This window comes from Pollutibacter soli, from assembly GCA_029269725.1.
In the GTDB taxonomy this organism is placed as follows: domain Bacteria; phylum Bacteroidota; class Bacteroidia; order Chitinophagales; family Chitinophagaceae; genus Pollutibacter; species Pollutibacter soli.
Map to the genome: position 1 here is coordinate 15,664 of JARJHS010000012.1, position 22,476 is coordinate 38,139.

Genomic DNA, 22,476 nt, shown 5'->3' on the forward strand with positions numbered 1-22,476 from the left:
CTGCGTAAATCAGCGGGAAACCTATGTTGAAATTCAGGTTAGTCGCAATTCGGTTTACAATTGGCAACAGCAATTATGACGCTACTACCTTTTCCCGCAGATGGCGCAGATGAAAAGGCACGCAGATGATCGCAGATTTTTCTGCGCAAATCCGCGTGTATTCGATCTGCGTAAATCAGCGGGAAACCTATGTTGAAATTCAGGTTAGTCGCAATTCGGTTTACAATTGGCAACAGCAATTATGACGCTACTACCTTTTCCCGCTGACGGCGCAGATGAAAAGGCACGCAGATGATCGCAGATTTTTCTGCGCAAATCCGCGTGTATTCGATCTGCGAAATCAGCCGGACAAGCTTTGTTGACATTGGAATTGTATGCTATCAGGTTAACATTTTGAATACTAATGCCCGTATCGTTCATTTTCTCATTTTATTTGCTTGATTGAGTCTTTTAATAGTGCCCGCTGCCTAAAACTTATCAACAACGAAAAATCGAAATTTTTTCTTTTCATCGAAGCACTTAGTTTCGCATTCCTTTAAAAAAACCGTATCACTAATGCAGGAATTCATTATACCGATAGCGCAGTCGCAGAATCTCAGGATCAACCAGGTGGAAACCGTATTGCAGTTGCTGGGAGAGGGCGCTACGATACCTTTCATTGCCCGTTACCGGAAAGATAAAACCGGTGCGCTCGATGAGGTACAGATCGGAAAGATCCAGGATGAAGCAAACCGCCTGAAAGAGTTCCACGACCGCAAAGCGGCCATTGTCAAAAGTATTTCTGAACAGGGCAAAATGACCGATGCCCTGCAGGCAAAGCTCGACGAAGCGCTCACCATCGCGCAGCTGGAAGATATTTACCTTCCTTACAAACCAAAAAGAAAAACAAAAGCTTCTGTTGCACGGGAAAACGGACTGGAACCATTGTCGGTTCTGATACTCGAACAAAAAGGAAATGTTGACCCTGCAACTGAAGCAGCAGCTTTTATAAATGATAAAGTACTCACAGCAGATGATGCACTTCAGGGTGCCCGGGATATTATTGCCGAGCAGATCAATGAAGATGCAGAGGTCCGTAATGCAATGCGTAAGCTTTTTGAGCAGAAAGCAACGATGCAAAGCGTACTTGTGAAAGACAAGGAAACAGAGGCTGCCAAGTACAAAGACTATTTTGATTTTTCTGAGCCAGTCAATAAAATTCCATCGCATCGGACCCTTGCAATTCTGCGTGGTTTTCTGGAAGGATTTCTCAGAATTACAATTGCACCTGAAGAGGAGTCTGCTATTCTTTTGCTTGAAGAATTGAAAGTAAAAGGAAACAACGCCTCTTCAGAACAGGTAAAAAAAGCAGTCAAAGACAGCTATAAAAGACTATTGCAACCAGCGCTTGAAACGGAATGGCGTACATCATTAAAGCAACAGGCGGATGAAGAAGCGATCAATGTATTCGCTGAAAACCTGCGTCAGCTTTTGCTGGCAAGTCCGCTGGGAGGAAAACGATTACTCGCTATCGATCCCGGCTATCGTACCGGTTGCAAAATTGTTTGTCTTGATGAAAAAGGTGATCTGCTGAAAACAGGTCTGATCTTTATCCATGAACCCGGAAAACTCCACGATGCAGAGCACAACATAAGATCGTTGAACGAGAAATATAAACCGCAGGCTATTGCTATCGGTGATGGAACTGCTGGTCGCGAGACAGAACAATTCATTAAATCACTCGGCCTCGGCCTTCCTGTTTTCCTGGTGAATGAAGATGGTGCATCCGTGTACAGCGCCAGTGAAACTGCACGCGAAGAATTTCCGAATGAAGATATTACCGTACGCGGCGCCGTTAGTATCGGTCGCCGGTTGATGGATCCGCTGGCGGAATTGGTAAAGATCGATCCCAAGAGTATTGGTGTTGGTCAGTACCAGCACGATGTGAACCAGTTCAGGCTGAAAGAACGTCTCGACCAAACCGTGATCAGCTGTGTGAATAATGTTGGAGTGAATCTCAATACGGCGAGCAAACATTTGCTTTCTTATGTGAGCGGTATCAATTCCGGTATTGCAGAAAATATTGTGAAGCATCGCAGCAGTATTGGCAGGTTCACCAATCGTCGCCAGTTGCGTGAGGTGACACGTTTAGGCGATAAAGCATTTGAGCAGTGTGCAGGATTTTTGAGATTGAAGGAGAGCGAGCATCCACTGGATGCAAGTGCTGTACATCCGGAAGCCTATGGCATCGTGGAAACGATGGCAAAAGATCTCGGTGTAGAACTTCGTTCATTGATAGGTAATGAAGAGCTGATCAAAAAGATCGATTATAAAAAATACATCGGTGAAAATTTCGGTGAGCACACGATCAAAGATATCCTGCAGGAGTTGCGCAAGCCGGGTCTTGATCCGCGAAGCGAGGCACAGAGTTTTGAATTCGCTGCGATATTCAAAATTGAAGATGTATCTCCAGGTATCGTAGTACCTGGAGTGGTAACTAATATTACCCGCTTTGGTGCATTTGTCGACATTGGAGTTAAGCAGGATGGGTTGGTGCACGTGTCTGAAATTTCACATACCTACATTGCCGATCCTTCTGAAAAACTGAAACTCAATCAGCAGGTACAGGTGAAAGTGCTGGAAGTGGATATTCCACGTAAGCGCATTTCATTATCCATCAAGCAAGCCGAACCCGGTGGTGCGGAGCGCCCTGTCGGCTCAAGAAATTTCAAACAAGGTATTCAACCGCGCAAACAGGAAAAAGATTTGTCGGGTATGGCAATGAGTGATGCGTTGAGTGAGTTGAAGAAGAAATTCAAACGTTAAACGTTCTACGTTTAACGTTGAACGTTTAACGTTCAGCCAGATCCAGATAACGCAGGAATTCTTTCCTCGCAATCATCCTCGCACCTAAACTCTCCAGGTGCGGCGTATACACCTGGCAATCGATCAGCACAACGCCTTCGGATTGCAGTTGCTGAACAAATCGGATGAACGCGTACTTGCTTGCATTGGATTCCAGACTGAACATACTCTCACCAAAAAACAATTTTCCCATGCGGATGCCGTAGAGTCCGCCGACAAGACGATCACCGTTCCAGGCTTCTGCGCTCTTCGCAAATCCGCGTGCGTGGAGATGTTTATATGCCTTGATCATTTCCGGTGTTATCCATGTACCACCCTGACCGAAACGCGGAATGGCGCTGCAGTTTTCAATCACTTCATCGAATGCAGTATTTGTACTGAATCGAAATGCTTCTTTCCGAAGCAGTGGTTTCATACTATGACTAACAACAAGTTCATCCGGAAAAAGTACAAAGCGTGGATCAGGACTCCACCACATGGGCAGGTCGCCATCGAACCAGGGGAATATCCCGCTGCGGTAAGCGAGCAATAATCGATCAACAGAAAGATCACCACCAATGGCGAGCATACCATCCGGCATCGATTCTGTAACCGGCGGGAAATACATTTTTTTGTCGAGAATATAAATCGGCATCGGGATAAAAAAAATCCGGCTCATCGCCGGTGATCAGTTTTGCGTCCTTGAACGCAACGATATCTGTTGAAGAATTACGATTCCGACATCACTTCGATCGTGGCACCGATACCTCTGTCGGTGATCTGGTCACACATCGGTTTCAGCGTATCGTAATCACCGTGCTTCACAGCATACTTGCCTTGTGTATGAATAATCATCGCACACTGTTCGGCCTGCTCTTCACTATGACCGCAAACCTCCACCAGGGTCTCAATAACCCATTCGAAAGTATTCACCTCATCGTTCCACACAATCAGGCTGCACGACTGGTCGATGTCCTCCAGCGTATCTACTTCTTCTTCAACATCATACTGCGGATTGACAGAATGTTTAGCCATCTTCAAATATCATGGTTTCTACAAAATTAAAAACTAATTTTTTTATAGTAAAACCCGGGGGAAAATTAGTGGGAAACCGCCAGTCAATCCCTTGCCCCAAAGTCTGCTAAAACCAAAAGCAAAAGGCAGGCCGCTAATGACCCGGAGTTTCAAATGTTAAAGAACAGGATGGAATTAAGTCGGCAGACCATGAAAACTGTTAAAATTCATTCGTTCCGGGTGAAGAATATAGGTCTGAAATCATATTCAATTGAATAGCGGATCGAGATATGTTGAACTGTTTACAGTATCATAAAATGTCAGGAAATGGCTTTAATGGCCCCATAAATCACGGGTTGTCAAGATCGACTATATATTTCAAACTTCTGAACTATCAATTATGAACTATGAATTTCTTCTGCCTTTTTCTTGGGCGCCGGACGGGCTTTCCGCAGTACTCCTCAGCCGGTACAAATAAATGACTCCAATAAAAAGCTCCTGCCTGTACCGGCTTGCGGGGTACTTGCTTCAATCCCTGGCGCAGCTCCGCAACGCACTTGAAAAAATGCAGCGCAGCTTTGCATTTGCGGAGGCATCATTCTTTCCCGCAGATGGGCGCAGATCAAATCCACGCAGATTTTCGCTGAAGAACTTCTGCGAAAATCTGCGTCTTCAATCAGCGCCCATCTGAGGGAAATATTTGATTAAGTTGATTCAATGCGCGGACCAAAATAATTTGCATTAACAACACCACATTGAAAAAAAAGTTGCAGGAAATTCAGTCTTATTTCTTTCTTCCAAAATATACCTGCTGATCATATTAAATTGTATCAATTCTACTAATATTTGAAAATTGAAACATTACCCTCATCAGAAAAGACAGTCACTGATGAGTTCGTTTCAATGAAAAATTTTTTCATCGCCTCAAGAATTGAAATGAGTTTGTATACTTTAAGTCTTCATAGGATCAGCAAAAATGATATTGGGATTGTCGGTGGTAAGGCATCAAACCTTGGCGAACTGGCGAAAATTGATGGCATTCAGGTTCCGGGTGGATTTTGCATTACAACCAATGCTTTCAGGAGAATCGTTTCAGAAAATAAGGAACTGAATGCACTGTTTAATCTTCTCGGAGAGTTGAAAGCAGATGAAAGAAAAAAAATTACCGAAATCAGTGCACAGATCCGGTCCATCATTGAAAATATTTTCATTCCTGATGAGATCAAAAAAGAAATCGCAGGTCGCCTGATGGAAACAGGAGAAAAAAATGCATTTGCTATCAGGTCCAGTGCCACCGCTGAGGATCTGCCGACTGCATCATTTGCCGGTCAGCAGGATACTTATTTAAACATCATCGGCGAAAATGAAATATTAAAACATATCAGCAAATGCTGGGCTTCATTATTTACCGAACGAGCGATCAGCTATCGTATTCAGAATGATTTCGATCATCGGAAAGTTTATCTCGCAGTAATTGTACAGAAAATGATATTCTCTGATGTATCAGGAATTTTATTTACTGCTGATCCTGTCACTTCGAACAGGCAGGTGGTAGCAATAGATGCAAGCTTTGGACTTGGTGAGGCACTCGTTTCCGGCCTTGTGAATGCTGATAATTATAAAATTCGAAAAGGAACTATTATTGATAAAAAGATTACTTCGAAGACACTGGCCGTATATGCTGATGCGCATGGAGGTACGAAGGAATCTGCGCTCCGATCTGACTTCGTGAATAAGCAGGTGCTTACAGATGAACAGATTCTTTATCTGGAACGGATAGCGAGGAGAATAGAAGAGCATTTCGATTATCCGCAGGATATAGAATGGTGCCTGGCGGGGGATCAGTTTTTCACTGTTCAGAGCCGACCGATCACCACCTTGTTTCCCATTCCCGGGGGAATAAAGCAGTATCTTGGCTTAAAAGATGACGATCGGCAAAACAGGGCCTTTGTTTCTGTAGGTCATCAGCAAATGATGACCGATGCAATGAGGCCGCTTGGACTTTCTATCTGGAACATGACATCCAGCAGGTCGATGTTTGATGCAGCCGGAAGATTGTTTGTTGATATCACTTCTGAACTGGAGTCGGTGGCGAAGAGAAATGTTTTGGTAAATGTGCTGGGAAAAAATGATTTATTGACGAAGGATGCACTAATCACATTGATGCAGCGTGACGATTTTATTACTATTATCCCGGAACAGGGTGGTAGTCAGCTTGGGAACAAAGCTGCGTCGGCACGTGATTTCCAGGAGTTGGCCGACTATGATCCGCAGGTGGTTCCGGAATTGATCCGACGCGGTGAAGAAGCGATAGCGAAATTGAAACAGGAAATCAGTTCTAAATCTGGTGTTGAGCTGATGAAATTTATTGAAGATGATTTTAAAAGATTAACCAGCAATCTCTGGAACCCGCAAAGTTTTGGCGTAATTATGACTGGCATGAATGCTGCATCCTGGATCAATGAAAAAACGAAAGAATGGTTAAATGAAAATAATGCAGCAGATGTTTTGTCGCAATCTCTTCCCAACAATGTGACCTCCGAAATGGGACTGGCATTGATGGATGTAGCGGATGAAATTCGTCCTTACCCGAATCTCGTCGGTTGTTTACAGAACGAGAACAATAAAAAATTTCCGGAAAACCTGTTGCAGTTTCAGGAAGGCAAACGCGCTTACGAAGTAATACAGGCTTTCTTAGAAAAATACGGGATGCGTTGTGCCGGAGAAATCGATATTACAAAAACACGCTGGAGCGAAGACCCTCTCATGATTATTCCCGCGATTCTTAATAATGTGAGAATATTTACTGCGGGTGCCGGCCAAAGAAAATTTGAACAGGGAAAAGAAGAAGCAATAAAAAAGGAGCAGCAACTACTTGATAGATTGAAGCAGTTACCTGATGGTGAACAGAAAGCAAAAGAAACAAAACGAATGATCGGGCTGTTACGGAATCTCAGTGGTTATCGTGAGTACCCGAAATATAATAATGTTTGTCATTATTTTATTTACAAGCAGGCTTTGTTAAAAGAAGCGGAGTCGCTTGTGCGGGATGGATTGATCCGGGAAGAAGAGGACATCTATTATCTGAGTTTCGAAGAACTCAGGCGAGTAATAGCCCGAAACAGTAGTTTAGATTCATTAACTGAGCTGATTCAAAAACGAAAAGAAGAGTTCCGGTTTTTTGAAAAGCTTCAACCGCCCCGCGTGATCACATCGGATGGTGAGATCATTACCGGGAAGTATAACCGGGAAAACTTACCGGCAGATGCGATACCGGGTCTTCCCGTTTCATCCGGTGTTGTTGAAGGTCGTGCACGTGTTATTCTCAATATGGAAAATGCAGAACTGGAAGAAGGGGATATACTGGTCACCGCATTTACTGATCCCAGCTGGACGCCGCTTTTTGTTTCGGTCAGGGGGCTTGTAACAGAGGTCGGTGGATTGATGACGCATGGTGCAGTCATCGCGCGGGAATATGGTTTACCTGCAGTTGTTGCTGTTGAGAATGCTACGGAAATTATAAAAGATGGTCAGCGCATTGTTGTAAATGGTACTGAGGGTTGGGTGCGACTCAGCCCCGGTAAATCTGTCGCAGCACGAAATACGGGATCAGGAGATTGCGGATAACATCGACAAAGTAGTTGGTAGTACATAGAGTCCCGCTGGTTATCAAACCACTCAAATTTCCCACGGAAAACACCGCTAACGGATGAGAATATTCTGTCGATGTAACGTTTTTTTCCCTTGGAATTCTCAAAAATGCATTCGAAATTGCTGAAAGCTCCCAGGTATCCGATACTTGCAAGTATCGGATACCTGGTGAAAAAATCGACTTTACCCCAAAAAGTAAATATTACAACTTTCCCTCAAAATTCTATAACTGATTTCTGGCATAGTGTTTTAGCTTTGTAGTATTCGATTCAATGAACAAAGCATTTACCAGGTACGTCACGACCAGTTTTTTGTTGCTGGTATTCTCCATGAACAGCTTGCTGGGCTTTGCCTGCAGTGCGGGGTGGAACCTCGGTTTTAATGCGGGTCATCATCAGCACGAAAAAACAGCTGAACATCATTCACCAGAAAAGGCCTCACATCATCACTCAGATGATAACGATCGCGAAAAGCCTGCGACCGAAAAAGAAAAAAATAACGACTGCTGCGCAGGAAATGTGCTGACGATTTCGCTTGCTGACAAATCAGTGCCGAAGTCAGTAGAAAAGATCAATCCTGTTTACACCACTTTATTTTCAGTTGTTCATTTCTTTAAACTCAGTTCTCCACACCCTGATAATACAAAGGGTTTATCAAGCTACCTTATTCCCGGGCATCATCCTCCCATACCCGATATACGTATCGCGATTCAGAGTTTTCAGATTTGATTGCAGATTGTTCGCCGGTGAAACCATTAACTCACTGCATGTCTTCTATTAATAATCCTCAATCAGATCAAAATGAAAATCAAAAATATTCTCTTTACCGTTTTCGTTATCACACTATCTCATTTCGGCATTGCCCAGGAACAAACTGAAAGCCATTCGAAACTTCTGGCTTCCTATTTTCAACTGAAAGATGCATTGGTCAACAGCGATGCAAAATTGTCTGCAACTGCTGCGAAAGCCTTTATTCAAACACTCTCAATTGAGAATCTCAAAGGCATCAACGCAAACCTGAAATCGAAACTTCAGAAAGATGCCCAGGCCATTGCAAAGTCAGGCGATCTGGAAAAACAACGAAAGACATTTGCCTCTTTGTCTGAAAACATGGTCGAGCTGGCAAAGACGGTAAAACTTTCTCCACAGCCAGTATACGAGCAGTATTGCCCCATGCAGAAGGCATCCTGGCTTAGTAGTGAAAAGGAAATAAAAAACCCTTACTACGGCAATGCGATGCTTACCTGCGGATCTGTTAAATCAACATTCTGATTATTTATTGCTGATGTAGTTGCCGGTGAAATCCGGCAGCTGCTTGTTATTACTGCGTTATGAAAAAATATACCTGTCCAATGCATCCCGAGATCATCATGGATCAGCCGGGAAACTGTCCGCTTTGCGGAATGAAACTTGTGGAAATGGAGAATCCTGGAAGCCAGGATAAACATTCACCTACATCCCATGGAGGTCATAACACACATCATGCTCATCAGCATAAAGGTCCTGAAGCTCTTGCCCATCATGGAATGCATGATCACCACGAACATAGCTCTCATAACGGTGACGGACCAACGTCATTCGATAAGCATGCAGGGCATCACACTTCTGATTTTCTCAAGCGTTTCTGGATCAGCCTGGCCCTGACAGTACCGGTACTGCTGCTCTCGCATATGGTCCAGCAATGGCTGGGCATAAGTATCCGGTTTAATGGAAGTCAGTACCTGTTGCTCGCACTGAGCACTATTATTTATTTCTATGGAGGAATGCCTTTTCTGAAGGGGATGATCAGCGAACTGAGAGCAAAAGCAATGGGAATGATGACCCTGGTGGCGATCGCGATAACCATTGCATTTGTTTATAGTGTCGCAGTGGTATTTGGCCTGGAAGGGATGGATTTTTTCTGGGAACTGGCGACACTGATCGATATCATGTTATTGGGTCACTGGCTGGAAATGAAATCGCAGATGGCTGCATCAAAAGCTTTGCAGACGCTTGTTGAATTGCTTCCTGCTGACGTGAATATCGAAGTCAGGGGTGTCGAATCAAAAATCCGGCTGGAGCAATTGAAAAAAGATGATATCGTCATCATCCGGCCGGGAGAAAAAATTCCTGCTGATGGGATAGTTATTGACGGGACGTCCTATGTAAACGAAAGTATGCTTACGGGTGAAAGTAAGCCCGTGAAAAAAGATAAGGATGCGAAACTGATCGCGGGTTCGATTAATGGAGAAGGTGCCATGAAGATGCAGGCCACTGCCGTGGGAAAGGATAATTACCTGAGTAAAGTGATCAGTCTCGTGCAGGATGCACAGGCGGCAAAATCCAACACACAGAATCTCGCAGATAAAGTGGCAAAATGGCTGACCATTATTGCCATTGTTTTTGGCGTCGGCACGTTTGCTTATTGGTTCTATGCAGAGAACAACCTGGCTTTTGCACTCGAACGCATGGTAACGGTGATGGTTACTGCCTGTCCGCACGCGTTGGGTGTTGCGATCCCGCTGGTCGTGGCGATCTCGACAGCCAAATCTGCTACCAGCGGATTACTTATCCGTAACCGGACTGCATTTGAAAATACGAGGAAGCTTACCACGATTATTTTCGATAAGACGGGAACACTTACGGAAGGATCGCATAAAGTACAAAAAGTTATTACACTTTCTCCTGGTTTCAGTTCTGATAAGATCCTTCAATATGCAGCCGCTGTTCAGCAGAAATCCGAACATCATATTGCACATGGGATAATGAGTGCGTTGAAAGAGAAGAAGATTCCGTTGTTAAGCTCGACAGATTTTCATTACATACCCGGAATGGGCGTGAGTGGAAAAGTGGATGGGAAGGAAATTGTGTCAGCCGGACCAAACTATTTGAAGGAGAAGAAGATTGCGATTCCTCCAACACCTGGGGGTATTGATATTGTTTCGGAAACGATCAGTTATGTTATGATCGATAACCAACCGGTGGGAATCATTACACTTGCGGACAGGATCAGGCCTGGTTCGAAAAAAGCAATCAGTGATCTCAGTAAAATTGGTATAAAATCTTTCTTGCTTACCGGGGATAATGAGACCATTGCCAGCTCTGTTGCAAGTGAATTAAAAATGGATGGATGGCTGGCGAATGTACTACCGCATCAGAAACAGGAGAAAGTAAAAGAATACCAGGATCGCGGAGAAATTGTGGCAATGACGGGCGATGGAGTAAACGATGCACCCGCGCTCGCACAGGCCGATGTAGGAATTGCTGTGGGATCGGGTACTGATGTTGCTGCGGAAACTGCTGATATCATTCTTGTCAATAGTGATCCCGGAGATGTGGTGAAGATGATTTCATTTGGTAAACGTACCTATAGTAAAATGATCCAGAACCTGGCCTGGGCTTTGGGTTATAATGTGATAGCGATTCCGCTTGCTGCGGGTATTCTGTACCCGTCTTTTGTATTGAGTCCGGCTATGGGTGCGGTACTGATGAGTTTAAGCACAATCATTGTTGCAGTTAATGCAACGCTTCTTAAAATCCGTAGTTAATTATGAATAAAACAATGATAGCAATAATTTTTACGCTTCTGTCAATTGGTGTGAATCCTTCGCTTGCTCAGGTAGAAAAGAAGGATTCTGTTCATAAGCATCACGGACAACATCAGATGGATACTATTCCCGGAAAAATGACTGGTGACAGCAATCGTATCGGTCATACCGGTCACGGACAAGCGAAGAAATTCAGTCGTGCATCGGCAAAATATATCGATAATAATCATCCACCGCGTGTCGTGAGGTATGAGTTGTATGTTGCCGATACGATGGTCAATTTCGGGAAAAAGAAAAAGCGCGCGATCGCTGTAAACGGCCAGATCCCGATGCCGACTTTGGAATTTACCGAAGGGGACACAGCGGAGATCGTTGTACACAACAGGATGAAAGAAAATACTTCATTGCATTGGCACGGACTGTTTTTACCGAATAAGGAGGATGGCGTTCCTTACCTGACGCAGATGCCTATAGATCCGGGCGCAACGTATGTGTACAGGTTCCCGATCGGGCAAAGCGGTACGCACTGGTATCACAGTCATAGCCGTCTGCAGGAACAGATCGGCATGTATGGTGCATTCATCATGCACAAAAAGAAAGAACCGGATATGCCGGCTATTCCGATAGTAATCAGCGAGTGGACGGATATGAAGCCACATGAGGTAGAGAGAAGTCTGCATGCCGCAACGGATTGGTTTTCGATAAAAAAGAACAGCACACAGAGTTATGCTGAAGCGATACAAAAGGGGTGGTTCAAAACAAAGGTCACGAATGAATGGAAGCGGATGAATGCGATGGACCTGACGGATGTGTATTATGAAAATTTCCTGATCAACGGAAAGAATCAGAATGAATATCTGCAATTGAAGGCTGGTGATCAGGTGAGGTTAAGGATAGCAAATGCAGGTGCGTCAGATAATTTCTGGCTCTCGTATGCCGGTGGAAAAATAACCGTGATTGCGAGTGATGGAAATGATGTGGAACCGGTGGAGGTGGACAGGTTGCTGATCGCGGTGTCTGAAACTTATGACGTAGTTGTAGCTGTCCCGGAAAATAAAAGTTATGAGTTTCTCGTAACACCGGAAGACCGTACAAAATATGCCTCGCTCTGGCTGGGCAATGGTGAAAAAGTGCCTGCTCTGAAATGGCAGCGGCCAAAATATTTCGCGGGAATGAAGATGATGAATGAAATGATGGATATGAAGGGCAATCTCATTGAAATGGAAGGGATGCGCATGCAGAACCAGTCGATGGATATGAATGTGGTGATGTACCCGGAGATCAGCGGGCCGGAGAAAAGTAAGAAGCCGGCGCCATCAATGCAGACGGACACCATGAAAATGGAAATGGATCATGCTGCTCACAGCAGCGGGAGCATGGTGACGCTGAATTATGATATGCTTCGTTCAACAGAAAGAACGGTATTGCCGGATGGACCGTGGCGTGAACTGAAGTTTGATCTTACGGGAAATATGAACCGTTATGTCTGGAGCCTGGATAATAAAGTGTTGTCAGAAGCAGACAGGATACTGATAAAAAAAGGAGAGAACCTGAGAATCATTTTGTACAACAACAGCATGATGCGTCACCCGATGCATTTGCATGGTCATGATTTCAGGATTGTTAATCCCCAGGGTGAATATGCTCCGTTGAAGAATGTATTGGATATTATGCCGATGGAGAGAGATACGCTTGAGTTTGCTGCCAGCGAAGAGGGTGGAGACTGGTTTTTTCATTGTCATATTCTTTACCACATGATGAGCGGGATGGGTCGTGTATTCAGGTATGAAAATTCTCCACCGAATCCGTTGATAAGGGATCCGGCATATGCGCAAAGAAAATTATTTGCAGATGACAGGATGTTTCACCTGATGGCCAATATTGCTGTTGAAAGCAACGGAAGTGATGGTCAGGTCATGTACATGAACACACGCTGGCGTGCATCCACGTTATGGCACCTGGGGTATAACGATATGCATGGGTATGAAAGCGAGACTATGTTCGGAAGGTACCTGGGCAGGATGCAGTGGTGGTTTCCCTATGTCGGGTACGACTATCATTATAAAATGGAGGGCGGTCCGAAAAATATTTTTGGTGACGAGGATAAGAATATGTTTGGTCAGACGAGCAATAAACTCAACCGTAGTGCTGCGGTGGCCGGTATCGCCTATACGTTGCCGATGATGTTCATTGCCGATTTCAGGGTCGATACTGATGGAAAGCTGCGGTTTCAGCTGAGCAGGGAGGATATCCCCGTGACCACCAGGTTGCGGTTGAACATGATGGTGAATACGGACAAAGAGTATATGGCGGGATTAAGATATATACTGACCAAATACCTGAGCGTTTCGACGCATTATGATAGTGACATGGGGCTGGGAGCTGGGTTGACGTTGACGTATTGAGGTGAGTTATTGCTGGTAAATATGCAGTAGTTGAAAAGAAGTTCTTATGTTCTTTCAATCAAACATTTATTGCAAAACCGTCATTCGAGTTTACATACTTACAGTCGGTTATTCAAACTTACAGTCGTTTTAGTCAGATATAATTGGTTTCAGGTATTGTGAAACGTTTTTTTCGACAATCCCCGGCTAATGGGCGTTTGCAAATGATTTTAATTGATTTTAGATGGGTGGGGAGTGTTTGGATTGTGTATGGCGGTGCGTATATTTATGTGTTGTGTGCCTTTAAGATACCACCCTACTAACTTAAAGTGACAATGAAACGATTTCTATTTATTTTCCTCATACTCTCTTTAAAGTCATTCGGACAGGAAGACAAAGAAGTGGTTTTCAACTCTATCAAAGAAGCCTTGGTTAACCCGTTAACTGTAAAGTCGCTTGACATTTCTGACCAAAAGCTTTCACAACTTCCAAACGACGTTATAAAGCTCACAAAACTCGAAAAGATTGACATAGGTTCAAACCCAGACCTGGACTTAGTGCAAGCATTTGACATTTTAAAACAAATAGGAAGTTTAAAGATCCTTTGGCTGACAGACGGACGAATAAAAACAATCCCTAATAACATTTCTGAACTTAAAAATCTTGAAGAGCTTTGGCTGGACGATAACGAGCTAGCTACATTTCCAGAACCAGTTAAGCAATTAAAGAGTTTAAAATACTTGAGACTATTTGGCAATAAAATCAAAATGCTAAGTTTCAAAAAACAGGAATTACCAAACTTAATATACATTGACCTTTGTTATAACGAATTTGAAACGTTTCCTGTTCAGTTGTCAGCTCTTCTCAGTCTGAAACGAGTTATTATTTGGCACAACACAATTAATAAAATTCCAGCAAGCATTAAGCTATTTAAGAAAATCGAAGAAATAAATCTTGAAAGCAATAATCTCACTTCATTACCCAAACAATTCGGACGACTTAAAACTCTTCAAAAGTTAAGTTTAAGAGATAACAAGCTTTCCGATAAAAGCGTCAAAGTCGTTTATAACCTTTACAATTTAAAAGAACTCGACTTGCAAGGAAATAATATTGCAGTTATATCAAATAAGGTTGCAAATCTTAAGCAGTTAAAACGATTTACTGTTAGCGACAACCCTTTAAAGGAATTACCAATTGAACTTGAGCAAATCAAGACACTTCAGCAGTTAGGTTTGGGCGACTTGCATACTCTAGACTGGACAAAGGCATTTACAATTATGGAAAAACTATCGAATTTAAAAAGGGTTGGAATGTACACGATGAAACTTCCAAATATGCCTTTGGGTTTTGAAAGACTTCAACAGATTGACACATTTTGGCTAACATTCAATTCATTTGATAATGCTGAAAAGAAACGAATTCAAGCTATGGTTCCCAAAGCAAAAATTGATTTCGAGTGACGAATAACGGCACACAACATCGGCCTCTGCGCAATACGGGCTGACGAACAAATCCTCATCAACAGGAACACGGATGAGCTGTGGTTCGGGCGACAGGAACACGGATCGGCTTTGGAATATAACATCGACGACATAACTTTACTCAGCGACAGTCCCGGCAGACGGAACATGAAATTCCCGTACTGCGCAAGGCCGTGGGCGTTAGCGCCAATGCAGTCACAATCTCCAAACAACCCAAGACATGAGGCAACTGACAAATTTGATTTTGGTTTTTACTTGTTGCTTCTCTAGCTATGGCCAAGTAAAAGTTAATCCGAACGGAAAGTTCTTTGACTACAACGGCATCAAAATTTATTATGAAGATACCGGTAAAGGAGAACCTCTTTTGTTACTCCATAGTTTCTTTGGAACTGTTGAACATTGGAAATTTTATGTGGAAGCTTATTCAAAACAATTTAGAACAATTGCCATTGACATGATGGGGCATGGTCGGTCGGATATTTATAGAAAAGAGGATAGCACTTTTAGGCACGCAGACTATGCAAAAATTGTTCTTGCATTGTTGGACTCTTTGAAATTAAATAATGTGAATGCAATTGGGGCAAGTAGCGGAGGTATGACATTACTTTATCTCAATACGATGCAGCCGGAGAGGTTTAATTCTGTTATTACAATTGGAGCACAAATTTATTTTAGTAAACATGTAAGAGATTGGGCAACAAAAACTGGAATGAATAAATTCTTGGAATGGGCCAGGTCTCACGGCCCGGAAAAACAGATGACCCTAGCTAGACAGTTTTCGCAAATGCACAAACTTTACGGAGACCCTTCATTTACTCCGGACATGCTTAATACAATCGATGCTAAGTGGTTGGTTGTACAAGGAGACAATGACGCCACTGTTCCCTTACAGCAGGCTATAGAAATGCATCAATACATACCGAAAAGTCGACTTTGGATTATTCCTAACGGCGGGCATTTACCACATTTGGACGCTCGTATTCAATCTGAATTTCTAAAGATCTCGATTGAGTTCTTAAATGGAAAGTGGGACACTAACGATTAATTGCACTGGCGCTAACATGCAGTTTTGCGTCAGCAGGGGGCGACTAATATATCCTCATTTTAGTGCTACTATCAGCTTCATATCTGGCTGACCAACCACGGATGAGCAACAGAATATATTTTCAACTTTTGTACCTTTAACCGGCTTCAGTTCCGGGCTGGACGTTTTCCAAATGCCCTGCCGAACGCAAGGCTGTGGACGTTAGCGCCAGTTTTTGAATCAGCAATATTGTTTAACCAATTATTTTTCTATTTTGAAGTTTAGAACTGCGATTCTATTTGCAATACTGTTTTTGGGGTATACATCAGCTTCTCAAACAAAATTCAATGTACAAATCGAATTTCCATTTTCTATTGATTTGAAAACCGTTACCGTTAGTTATCACGATGGACTTAAGTACCGAGATGTTTTTGTGGATACTTTAAATCACACTGTTAGGGTTAACGGGAATTCAAATTTGTCATATCCTATTATTTTAATTACTTCTGGTTCCGAAGGTAATAGCGATAAAGTTTTTAAGAATTATGTAATACTTAAGAAAAACGCCAAAATTACATTTGCCAACAGATCTGATTTCTCCGAGGATAAATTACTTAATGCAGTAAGCATGTTAGATTTTGGGGAAAGTAGATTTAACGAGTATGCAAAAACAGAATTGGATAGTATTAAAAACTACTTATTATGGAATGGCGCATATTTGAATGATAGTGTTGCGATTTACAACAAATACTATGATCTTCTCTCAAATCTTAAGAAAAGGAAGTGGGATTTTGTTAAATCTGATCAGTCATTTTACTCTTTATGGATGTTCAAAGATGATTTTATTTATGATACTAATTATGACAAGGATACTTTATTAAATGTTTATGCTTCGCATTTTGCAAGTAGATTTTCTAAAACTCCCGAAGCAAAACAAATTATAAGTGCATTAAATGAAAGACAAAGCACTTTTGTTGGAAAACAGGCACCATTGTTCATATCACATGACTACAACGGCAGAAAAATTGATCTTTCAAAATTTATAGGAGAAAAATATGTCATTTTAAATTTTTGGGCTACCTGGTGCGAGCCATGTATGGCAGAAATGCCTGTGATTGATTCAATATTCAGGATGTATTCAGGTAAAGGAGTAGAGATAATTTCTATTTCTCTAGATCGTAATTTTGAAAAATGTAAACAGGTTATACAGAAGCAGCAAATGAATTGGACGAATATCATAAATGATCCTCGAGTTGAAAAAGCCTATGGAGATCCAAATGGTATTCCACAGGTGTATTTGGTTGATAAAACGGGAAAGATTATTTACTCTAAATCAGAAAGTGATGATGGCGATTTACAAAAGCTTCTACTTGTCATTAGGGAGCTGTAAAACTGGCGCTAACATAGTTGCTTGTGACGCAATACGGGCTGAAGAATTTACCCTGATCGACATAAACACAGATGAACTGTAGTTACAGCGAACATGAACACAGATCGGCTTTTGGAACCTGCCTGCCGGCAGGCAAGTATAACATCGACAATATATCTTTACTCAGCCCCGATAACTATCGGGGTCCCGGGCAGACAGAACATGGAATTCCCGTACTAAGCAAGGCAATTTAGAACTCACTTTCTTATATTAAAATATTAAATTAAGCGGCAATGAAATCACGAAGAAAATTCATTGGACAAAGTAGTATGGGGCTTCTATCTTTATTCACCTTTCCAGTACATGCACTTTCAAACGCTACATCTGACTTTGGCGGATTGGTAGTAAATGATGCAGAAGGTGAAAAAATAAGGATAAGGGATGGCACAGCCATTGTAAGGATTAAAATAGCAAAAGCACAGGGATCACAATCTATTTGTTTTTTATCTGAATCGGTCAGACCTGGCGATGGGGCACCTGTTCATAAACACATGAATGAAGATGAATTCCTTTTTTTTCATAAAGGGTCTGGCATAGTTACTCTTGGTGAAAAACAATACGAAGTTAGTGAAGGAGCAGTGATCCTAATACCAAAGGGAGTTTGGCATGGCTGGCAAAATATCAGTAATGGAAATACAGAAGTACGTTTCGGCTACTCACCATCAGGATTTGAAGGTTATTTTAGAGAAGTAGGATCACCTTTCGACCAACCTTTTATCCCAAAAACCATGGAAGAAAGAAGGGCAATTGCCAAAAGGTGGGGGATGATTTATAAGGATTGAAGTTGCCGCTAACACCGCATTGGCGCTAGGGCGGACGACGGAAGAGCAATTAGCTATTAATCCTTAATCAGCTTCGGCTCCAGTGCGACGAATAACGCCGGGCTGCAGAATAAACAATGGGCTTTTGTATTTTTAATCAGCAGCGGCACCGGACCGACGGGACAAAGAATTCCGCCACATCGCCAATGCTTTAACGTTGTGCACTATGCAGAGACTTCAATTTTATATTTTTCAATTTTTACTATTAGTTTTTTATGGCTGCAATACCAACGAGTATGACGCGGCTAGTGACTATAATTCAAAATTCATTAGAGAGATTCCAATTGAGCAATCCGGCGCGACTAAAGGTCAGGCAGATTATATGTACAATGTGTATAATAAGTTCTCCAATGAGTTAGGGCTCGATTTAATAAAGAATGGATTCGATTCAGTGCAGATCAGAATTTGGCTAGGGCACAGTATGGCTTTCGAAAACCAAATAGTGATTTTAAAAAATACTCAAGGATCCTGGACGGCTGAGTTAACTCGTACTGCGCATGGCGTTGGCGTTAACGGTCATGCTATTCAGTAATACACTTAAATATATAGGCTGGAACTGATCAATGTCATTTCTTATTTTGCTATGCATCAGTTAATCTTTCTAAATGTTGCATTAACATTACCTTTTTAATATTAATGACACTCAGAAAATGAAACTGCCCTTTACAGTTGAACAATTTATAGACGTATTTAAAAACTATAATCAATATGTCTTCCCAATGCAGATTGTCTTTAATATTCTTGGCTTGACTGTAATTTTTATTTCAATACAGAAGTCAGCAAATGCAGATAAGGTAATAAATGTTATTCTTTCTTTTTTTTGGCTATGGATGGGTATTGTTTATCATTTACTTTATTTTGCCCGAATAAATAAAGCTGCTTATGTCTTCGGAGGAGCTTTTATTCTGCAAGGATTACTGTTTTTTTATCAGGGAGTTTTAAAAAATAAATTGTGTTATACATTTCGTTTTGACAAATTTGGCTGGGCTGGGCTTTTATTGGTAACATTCGCTTTACTTATTTACCCTTTCTTAGGTCACGCATTTGGACACATTTATCCAGGCTCACCAACATTTGGCTTACCATGTCCGACAACTATTTTCACGTTTGGAATACTCATGTGGCTTGACAAGAAAACACCGATAGGAATTCTGGTTATTCCTTTTATCTGGTCAATCATCGGTTTTTTTGCCGCACTGCAACTTGGAATTCGTGAAGATACCGGTCTGCTCATTGCAGGAATAGCAGGCATAATAATAATTGCAATAAAGGACAGAAGACTAACTTATGGCCCCGGTAAATAAAATTTTAAAAAGAAGCACCAACTGCTAACACAGGGTTTTCTGCCAGGTTGGCTGAAGCATATATCATGATCGTCCCGTTCGGATATGATCTGCAGTCCGGGCTGGACGCCAGCCCGAACGTACCGAAAGCGATGTTCATATCAAATTCACAGACGTTTGGTAGCTATCAGTAAGCCCTGGAAAGGGGAATTACTATCGCTGCACTAAAAGCATGGACTGGGTGCTTTTACAGTGTACCGACGGATATTTTTCCAAATGGGAAATACCAAAAGAAACTGCAAATGACATCCGGAAGTTTTACGGCAGTTACAGGGTAAGGCACATTATTCTCTCATGTACTAACCTTGTGATTACAAAAACCAAGTGTGCGGCTAACAAAAGTATTTCCAAAATGCAGGCTGACGTAGCCGTGTTTCAACTTTTCGTTCATCGGGCATCTGCATATCCAACCTAACCTTATCTATTTAGTCATTTGCGTCTCGTCATCTTTTTTATCTTTATGCAGCATCGAAATTTTATTCTCCATTGCTGCAAATCCCGTATCATCACCGAACAACGAATAACGAAAAACGAACAACGCCGCCTGCCCTGGCTGTCGCCTTTTGCTCCGTAGAAGCATCCTGTTTGTAGCAAGCATGGCTCGTAGAGTTTGATTTGTCGCTCTGTTAGGAGCGTCCTGTAAGATGAAACGAATGAAATAGTTTTTGAGGAATCGATTGATTGTACATAAATGAATCTAAGATTCAACCTGATACAGGTTTCAGGACGCTCCTACGGAGCGATACGTTCTTTTCAGGTTCATTGGCGTTTGCTACAAACCGGGCGCTCCGATGGAGCGGAAAAATAACGCTCAATCGTGTTCATGAGCAGACCATTATAATAAAGCCTTATGCTTCGAATTCAATTCATATGGGATACTGATTCTACGAAGCAATCTGGTTTCACATGTAAACCTTTTATGCGCAATGGCCGAAAATCTTTGCACTGTTCTAAATAAATTTCCCGTTTTCGACGCGTAATGAACGTCATGAAAGTTGATCCGGTTGTTGCCTTTCGCTCCATAGGAGCGTCCTGTTTGTAGCAAGGATGGCGCGTGGAGTTCGAATTGTCGCTCCGTTAGGAGCGTCCTGTAAGATGGAACGAATGAAATAGTTTTTGAGGAATCGATTGATTGTAGAGAAATGAATCTAAGATTCAACCTGATACAGGTTTCAGGACGCTCCTACGGAGCGATACGTTCTTTTCAGGTTCATTTGCGTTTGCTACAAACAGGGCGCGACGATGTAGCGAAGAATTAACGTTGAATAATCTTTATCAGCGGGCCTGAACTACCCTGTATCCATCAGTCATTATCCACTGATAAAATTCACCAAACCATTTACGCCAGTACTTTTCGTTATGCGCAGCTTCAGGGTCAATGAGTGAATAGCTCTGTACAGAAGAATTTTTTCCAACCTTTTCATAAATACGTTTCATGTTTTCCATATGGGGTTCTCCTTCCTTTCCACCGATATAGAAAAAATATTTTCCCCTGAGCTTATCCATGTTTGCATCAGTCAGTGAATCAATACCGCTGGCTGTCCAGAATGCAGGGGAGAAAACTCCGGCCTTGCCAAACACATCGGGATATTTGATTGCCGCGTACCAGGAGATCAATCCTCCCATGGATGAACCGGCGATGATGGTATTCTCTTTTGAAGTCAGCGTGCGGAATTGTTTATCAATAAATGGCTTCAGTGTGTTGACAATGTCACTTAAATATTCATTTGCTTTTGGTGGAAACGTGATGGAATCTTTTTCGCTTTTGTAGGTGAATGCAAAAGGATTGTATTCGCTCATTCTTTCATTTTGCCCGTTTTCTATGGCGACTACAATGCATCCGGGTTTTCCATTTTCTATCAAAGAATCCAGGCATTCATCCACGCCCCATTCTCCGGAAAATGCAGTGTATTCATCAAATACATTCTGACCATCCTGCATATACATGACAGGGTATCGTTGTTTACTTTTTTCATAACCGGGTGGCAGATAAACCCAGATGCTTTTTTGTTTGTGCAGCGATGGCATGTCAAATTTTTCTGCAATCAACTGCACATTACGGGAAGCGGTATGTTTTCTTTCAGCAACAACGAAATCATCCTTCCATGCGGCAATCGAAAAATCAAGAGCCGTATCACTGTTGATTTGTATCGAACGATTGCGTGTGTCAGTCCCGTCTGCATTAGATTCCACTTTGGACCAGCTGCCTCGCGTAAACTTGAACTGGTAACTGCCTGGATTTAATTTTAGTACAACCGAATTACCAGGGATTTTGTAGTCATCATCATCTGGTTTCCATCCGTTGAAGGAACCTGCCATATATACTGTATCGTTCTTATGTTTTTCGGGAGTGGAGCGCAGATGTATGATAACATTGAATTGCGCGGAAAGATGGGTGGAAAAAAGTAAAAGACAAAAAAACAGCGTTGTTCTGTTTGCTGCAAATCGACAACCAACAGACACGGGCGTTTGCAATTGCTGAAGGAGTTGGTAAGCTTTTTCATTAGCTGGTGGCGTTGTAATGCTGTTATGCTTCATAGTTTTTTAAATACGTGTGAGCTTTCTGTAATATAGCTTCAGTTGATGTACCAGGTGTAAGTGCAACACGTTGTTTTGAGAGCCAATTTCGTATTAAAATTGCATTCACGCCAGTGGGGTTGTGATCAGCAGGAAGCAATTGCTTTTTACTTTGTTTTTCGCATAGTTAAGTTTTCTGCTTTATAGTCAGTAAAAGCGTTTATTACAAAACGAATTTCCCGCAGATGACCGCAGATTAAAAGGCACGCAGATGGCCGCTGATGTTCTGCGTGATCAGCGTGTATTCCATCTGCGAAAATCAGCGGGAAAACTCCAGTGAAATAAAAGTTTGTTTGCTATCCGGTTTATAATCAGTAAAAGCATTTAAATACAATCATCATTTCCCGCAGATGATCGCAGATTCTTCTGCGTGATCAGCGCGTATTCCATCTGCGAAAATCAG

The 22,476-nt window shown here is 42.2% G+C and carries 18 protein-coding genes; 14 read left to right on the forward strand and 4 right to left on the reverse strand.

Features of this window, described 5'->3' with window-relative positions:
* The first annotated feature begins 555 nt into the window (after positions 1-555).
* Entirely contained in the window at positions 556-2,805 is a 2,250-nt protein-coding gene (locus P2W82_RS22180; RefSeq protein ID WP_336518143.1) for a Tex family protein, read from the forward strand.
* Positions 2,806-2,830: 25 nt separating this feature from the next.
* On the opposite strand, the gene aat is transcribed toward P2W82_RS22180, so the two are convergent.
* Positions 2,831-3,502 (reverse strand): leucyl/phenylalanyl-tRNA--protein transferase, encoded by a 672-nt coding sequence (aat, locus tag P2W82_RS22185; protein WP_336518144.1) that lies wholly within the window; start codon positions 3,500-3,502, stop codon positions 2,831-2,833.
* 50 nt (positions 3,503-3,552) lie between these two features.
* Positions 3,553-3,858 (reverse strand): ATP-dependent Clp protease adaptor ClpS, encoded by a 306-nt coding sequence (locus P2W82_RS22190; protein WP_336518145.1) that lies wholly within the window; start codon positions 3,856-3,858, stop codon positions 3,553-3,555.
* Between the two features lie 457 nt (positions 3,859-4,315).
* Here P2W82_RS22190 and P2W82_RS22195 point away from each other — a divergent pair, with 457 nt between their 5' ends.
* From P2W82_RS22195 to P2W82_RS22255, 13 genes are all read left to right on the forward strand, one after another.
* Positions 4,316-4,528, forward strand: a complete 213-nt coding sequence (locus P2W82_RS22195; RefSeq protein ID WP_336518146.1) for a hypothetical protein — start codon at positions 4,316-4,318, stop codon at positions 4,526-4,528.
* A 212-nt stretch (positions 4,529-4,740) separates the two neighbouring features.
* Positions 4,741-7,464 (forward strand): phosphoenolpyruvate synthase, encoded by a 2,724-nt coding sequence (ppsA, locus tag P2W82_RS22200; protein ID WP_336518147.1) that lies wholly within the window; start codon positions 4,741-4,743, stop codon positions 7,462-7,464.
* 132 nt (positions 7,465-7,596) lie between these two features.
* Complete coding sequence (locus P2W82_RS22205) at positions 7,597-7,749, forward strand: hypothetical protein (RefSeq protein WP_336518148.1); 153 nt, start codon at positions 7,597-7,599, stop codon at positions 7,747-7,749.
* 11 nt (positions 7,750-7,760) lie between these two features.
* Positions 7,761-8,216 (forward strand): hypothetical protein, encoded by a 456-nt coding sequence (locus P2W82_RS22210; protein ID WP_336518149.1) that lies wholly within the window; start codon positions 7,761-7,763, stop codon positions 8,214-8,216.
* A 72-nt stretch (positions 8,217-8,288) separates the two neighbouring features.
* Complete coding sequence (locus tag P2W82_RS22215) at positions 8,289-8,759, forward strand: DUF3347 domain-containing protein (RefSeq protein WP_336518150.1); 471 nt, start codon at positions 8,289-8,291, stop codon at positions 8,757-8,759.
* 59 nt (positions 8,760-8,818) lie between these two features.
* Positions 8,819-11,014 (forward strand): copper-translocating P-type ATPase, encoded by a 2,196-nt coding sequence (locus P2W82_RS22220; RefSeq protein WP_336518151.1) that lies wholly within the window; start codon positions 8,819-8,821, stop codon positions 11,012-11,014.
* Between the two features lie 2 nt (positions 11,015-11,016).
* Positions 11,017-13,419, forward strand: a complete 2,403-nt coding sequence (locus P2W82_RS22225; RefSeq protein WP_336518152.1) for a multicopper oxidase domain-containing protein — start codon at positions 11,017-11,019, stop codon at positions 13,417-13,419.
* 314 nt (positions 13,420-13,733) lie between these two features.
* Complete coding sequence (locus P2W82_RS22230) at positions 13,734-14,858, forward strand: leucine-rich repeat domain-containing protein (protein WP_336518153.1); 1,125 nt, start codon at positions 13,734-13,736, stop codon at positions 14,856-14,858.
* Between the two features lie 241 nt (positions 14,859-15,099).
* Positions 15,100-15,924, forward strand: coding sequence for an alpha/beta fold hydrolase (locus P2W82_RS22235; RefSeq protein WP_336518154.1), 825 nt, complete (start codon positions 15,100-15,102; stop codon positions 15,922-15,924).
* A gap of 253 nt (positions 15,925-16,177) precedes the next feature.
* A complete protein-coding gene (locus tag P2W82_RS22240) occupies positions 16,178-17,293 on the forward strand; it encodes a TlpA family protein disulfide reductase (protein ID WP_336518155.1) in 1,116 nt (371 codons plus the stop codon).
* Between the two features lie 272 nt (positions 17,294-17,565).
* Entirely contained in the window at positions 17,566-18,114 is a 549-nt protein-coding gene (locus P2W82_RS22245) for a cupin domain-containing protein (protein ID WP_336518156.1), read from the forward strand.
* Positions 18,115-18,319: 205 nt separating this feature from the next.
* Entirely contained in the window at positions 18,320-18,685 is a 366-nt protein-coding gene (locus P2W82_RS22250) for a hypothetical protein (protein ID WP_336518157.1), read from the forward strand.
* A gap of 118 nt (positions 18,686-18,803) precedes the next feature.
* On the forward strand, positions 18,804-19,457 hold the full coding sequence (locus P2W82_RS22255; protein ID WP_336518158.1) for a DUF6064 family protein: 654 nt from the start codon (positions 18,804-18,806) through the stop codon (positions 19,455-19,457).
* 460 nt (positions 19,458-19,917) lie between these two features.
* Here the strand turns inward: P2W82_RS22255 and P2W82_RS22260 are convergent, their stop codons facing one another.
* Together P2W82_RS22260 and P2W82_RS22265 are read right to left on the reverse strand one after the other, a co-directional pair.
* On the reverse strand, positions 19,918-20,094 hold the full coding sequence (locus P2W82_RS22260; RefSeq protein ID WP_336518159.1) for a hypothetical protein: 177 nt from the start codon (positions 20,092-20,094) through the stop codon (positions 19,918-19,920).
* A 677-nt stretch (positions 20,095-20,771) separates the two neighbouring features.
* Complete coding sequence (locus P2W82_RS22265) at positions 20,772-22,034, reverse strand: alpha/beta hydrolase (RefSeq protein WP_336518160.1); 1,263 nt, start codon at positions 22,032-22,034, stop codon at positions 20,772-20,774.
* Positions 22,035-22,476 lie beyond the last annotated feature (442 nt).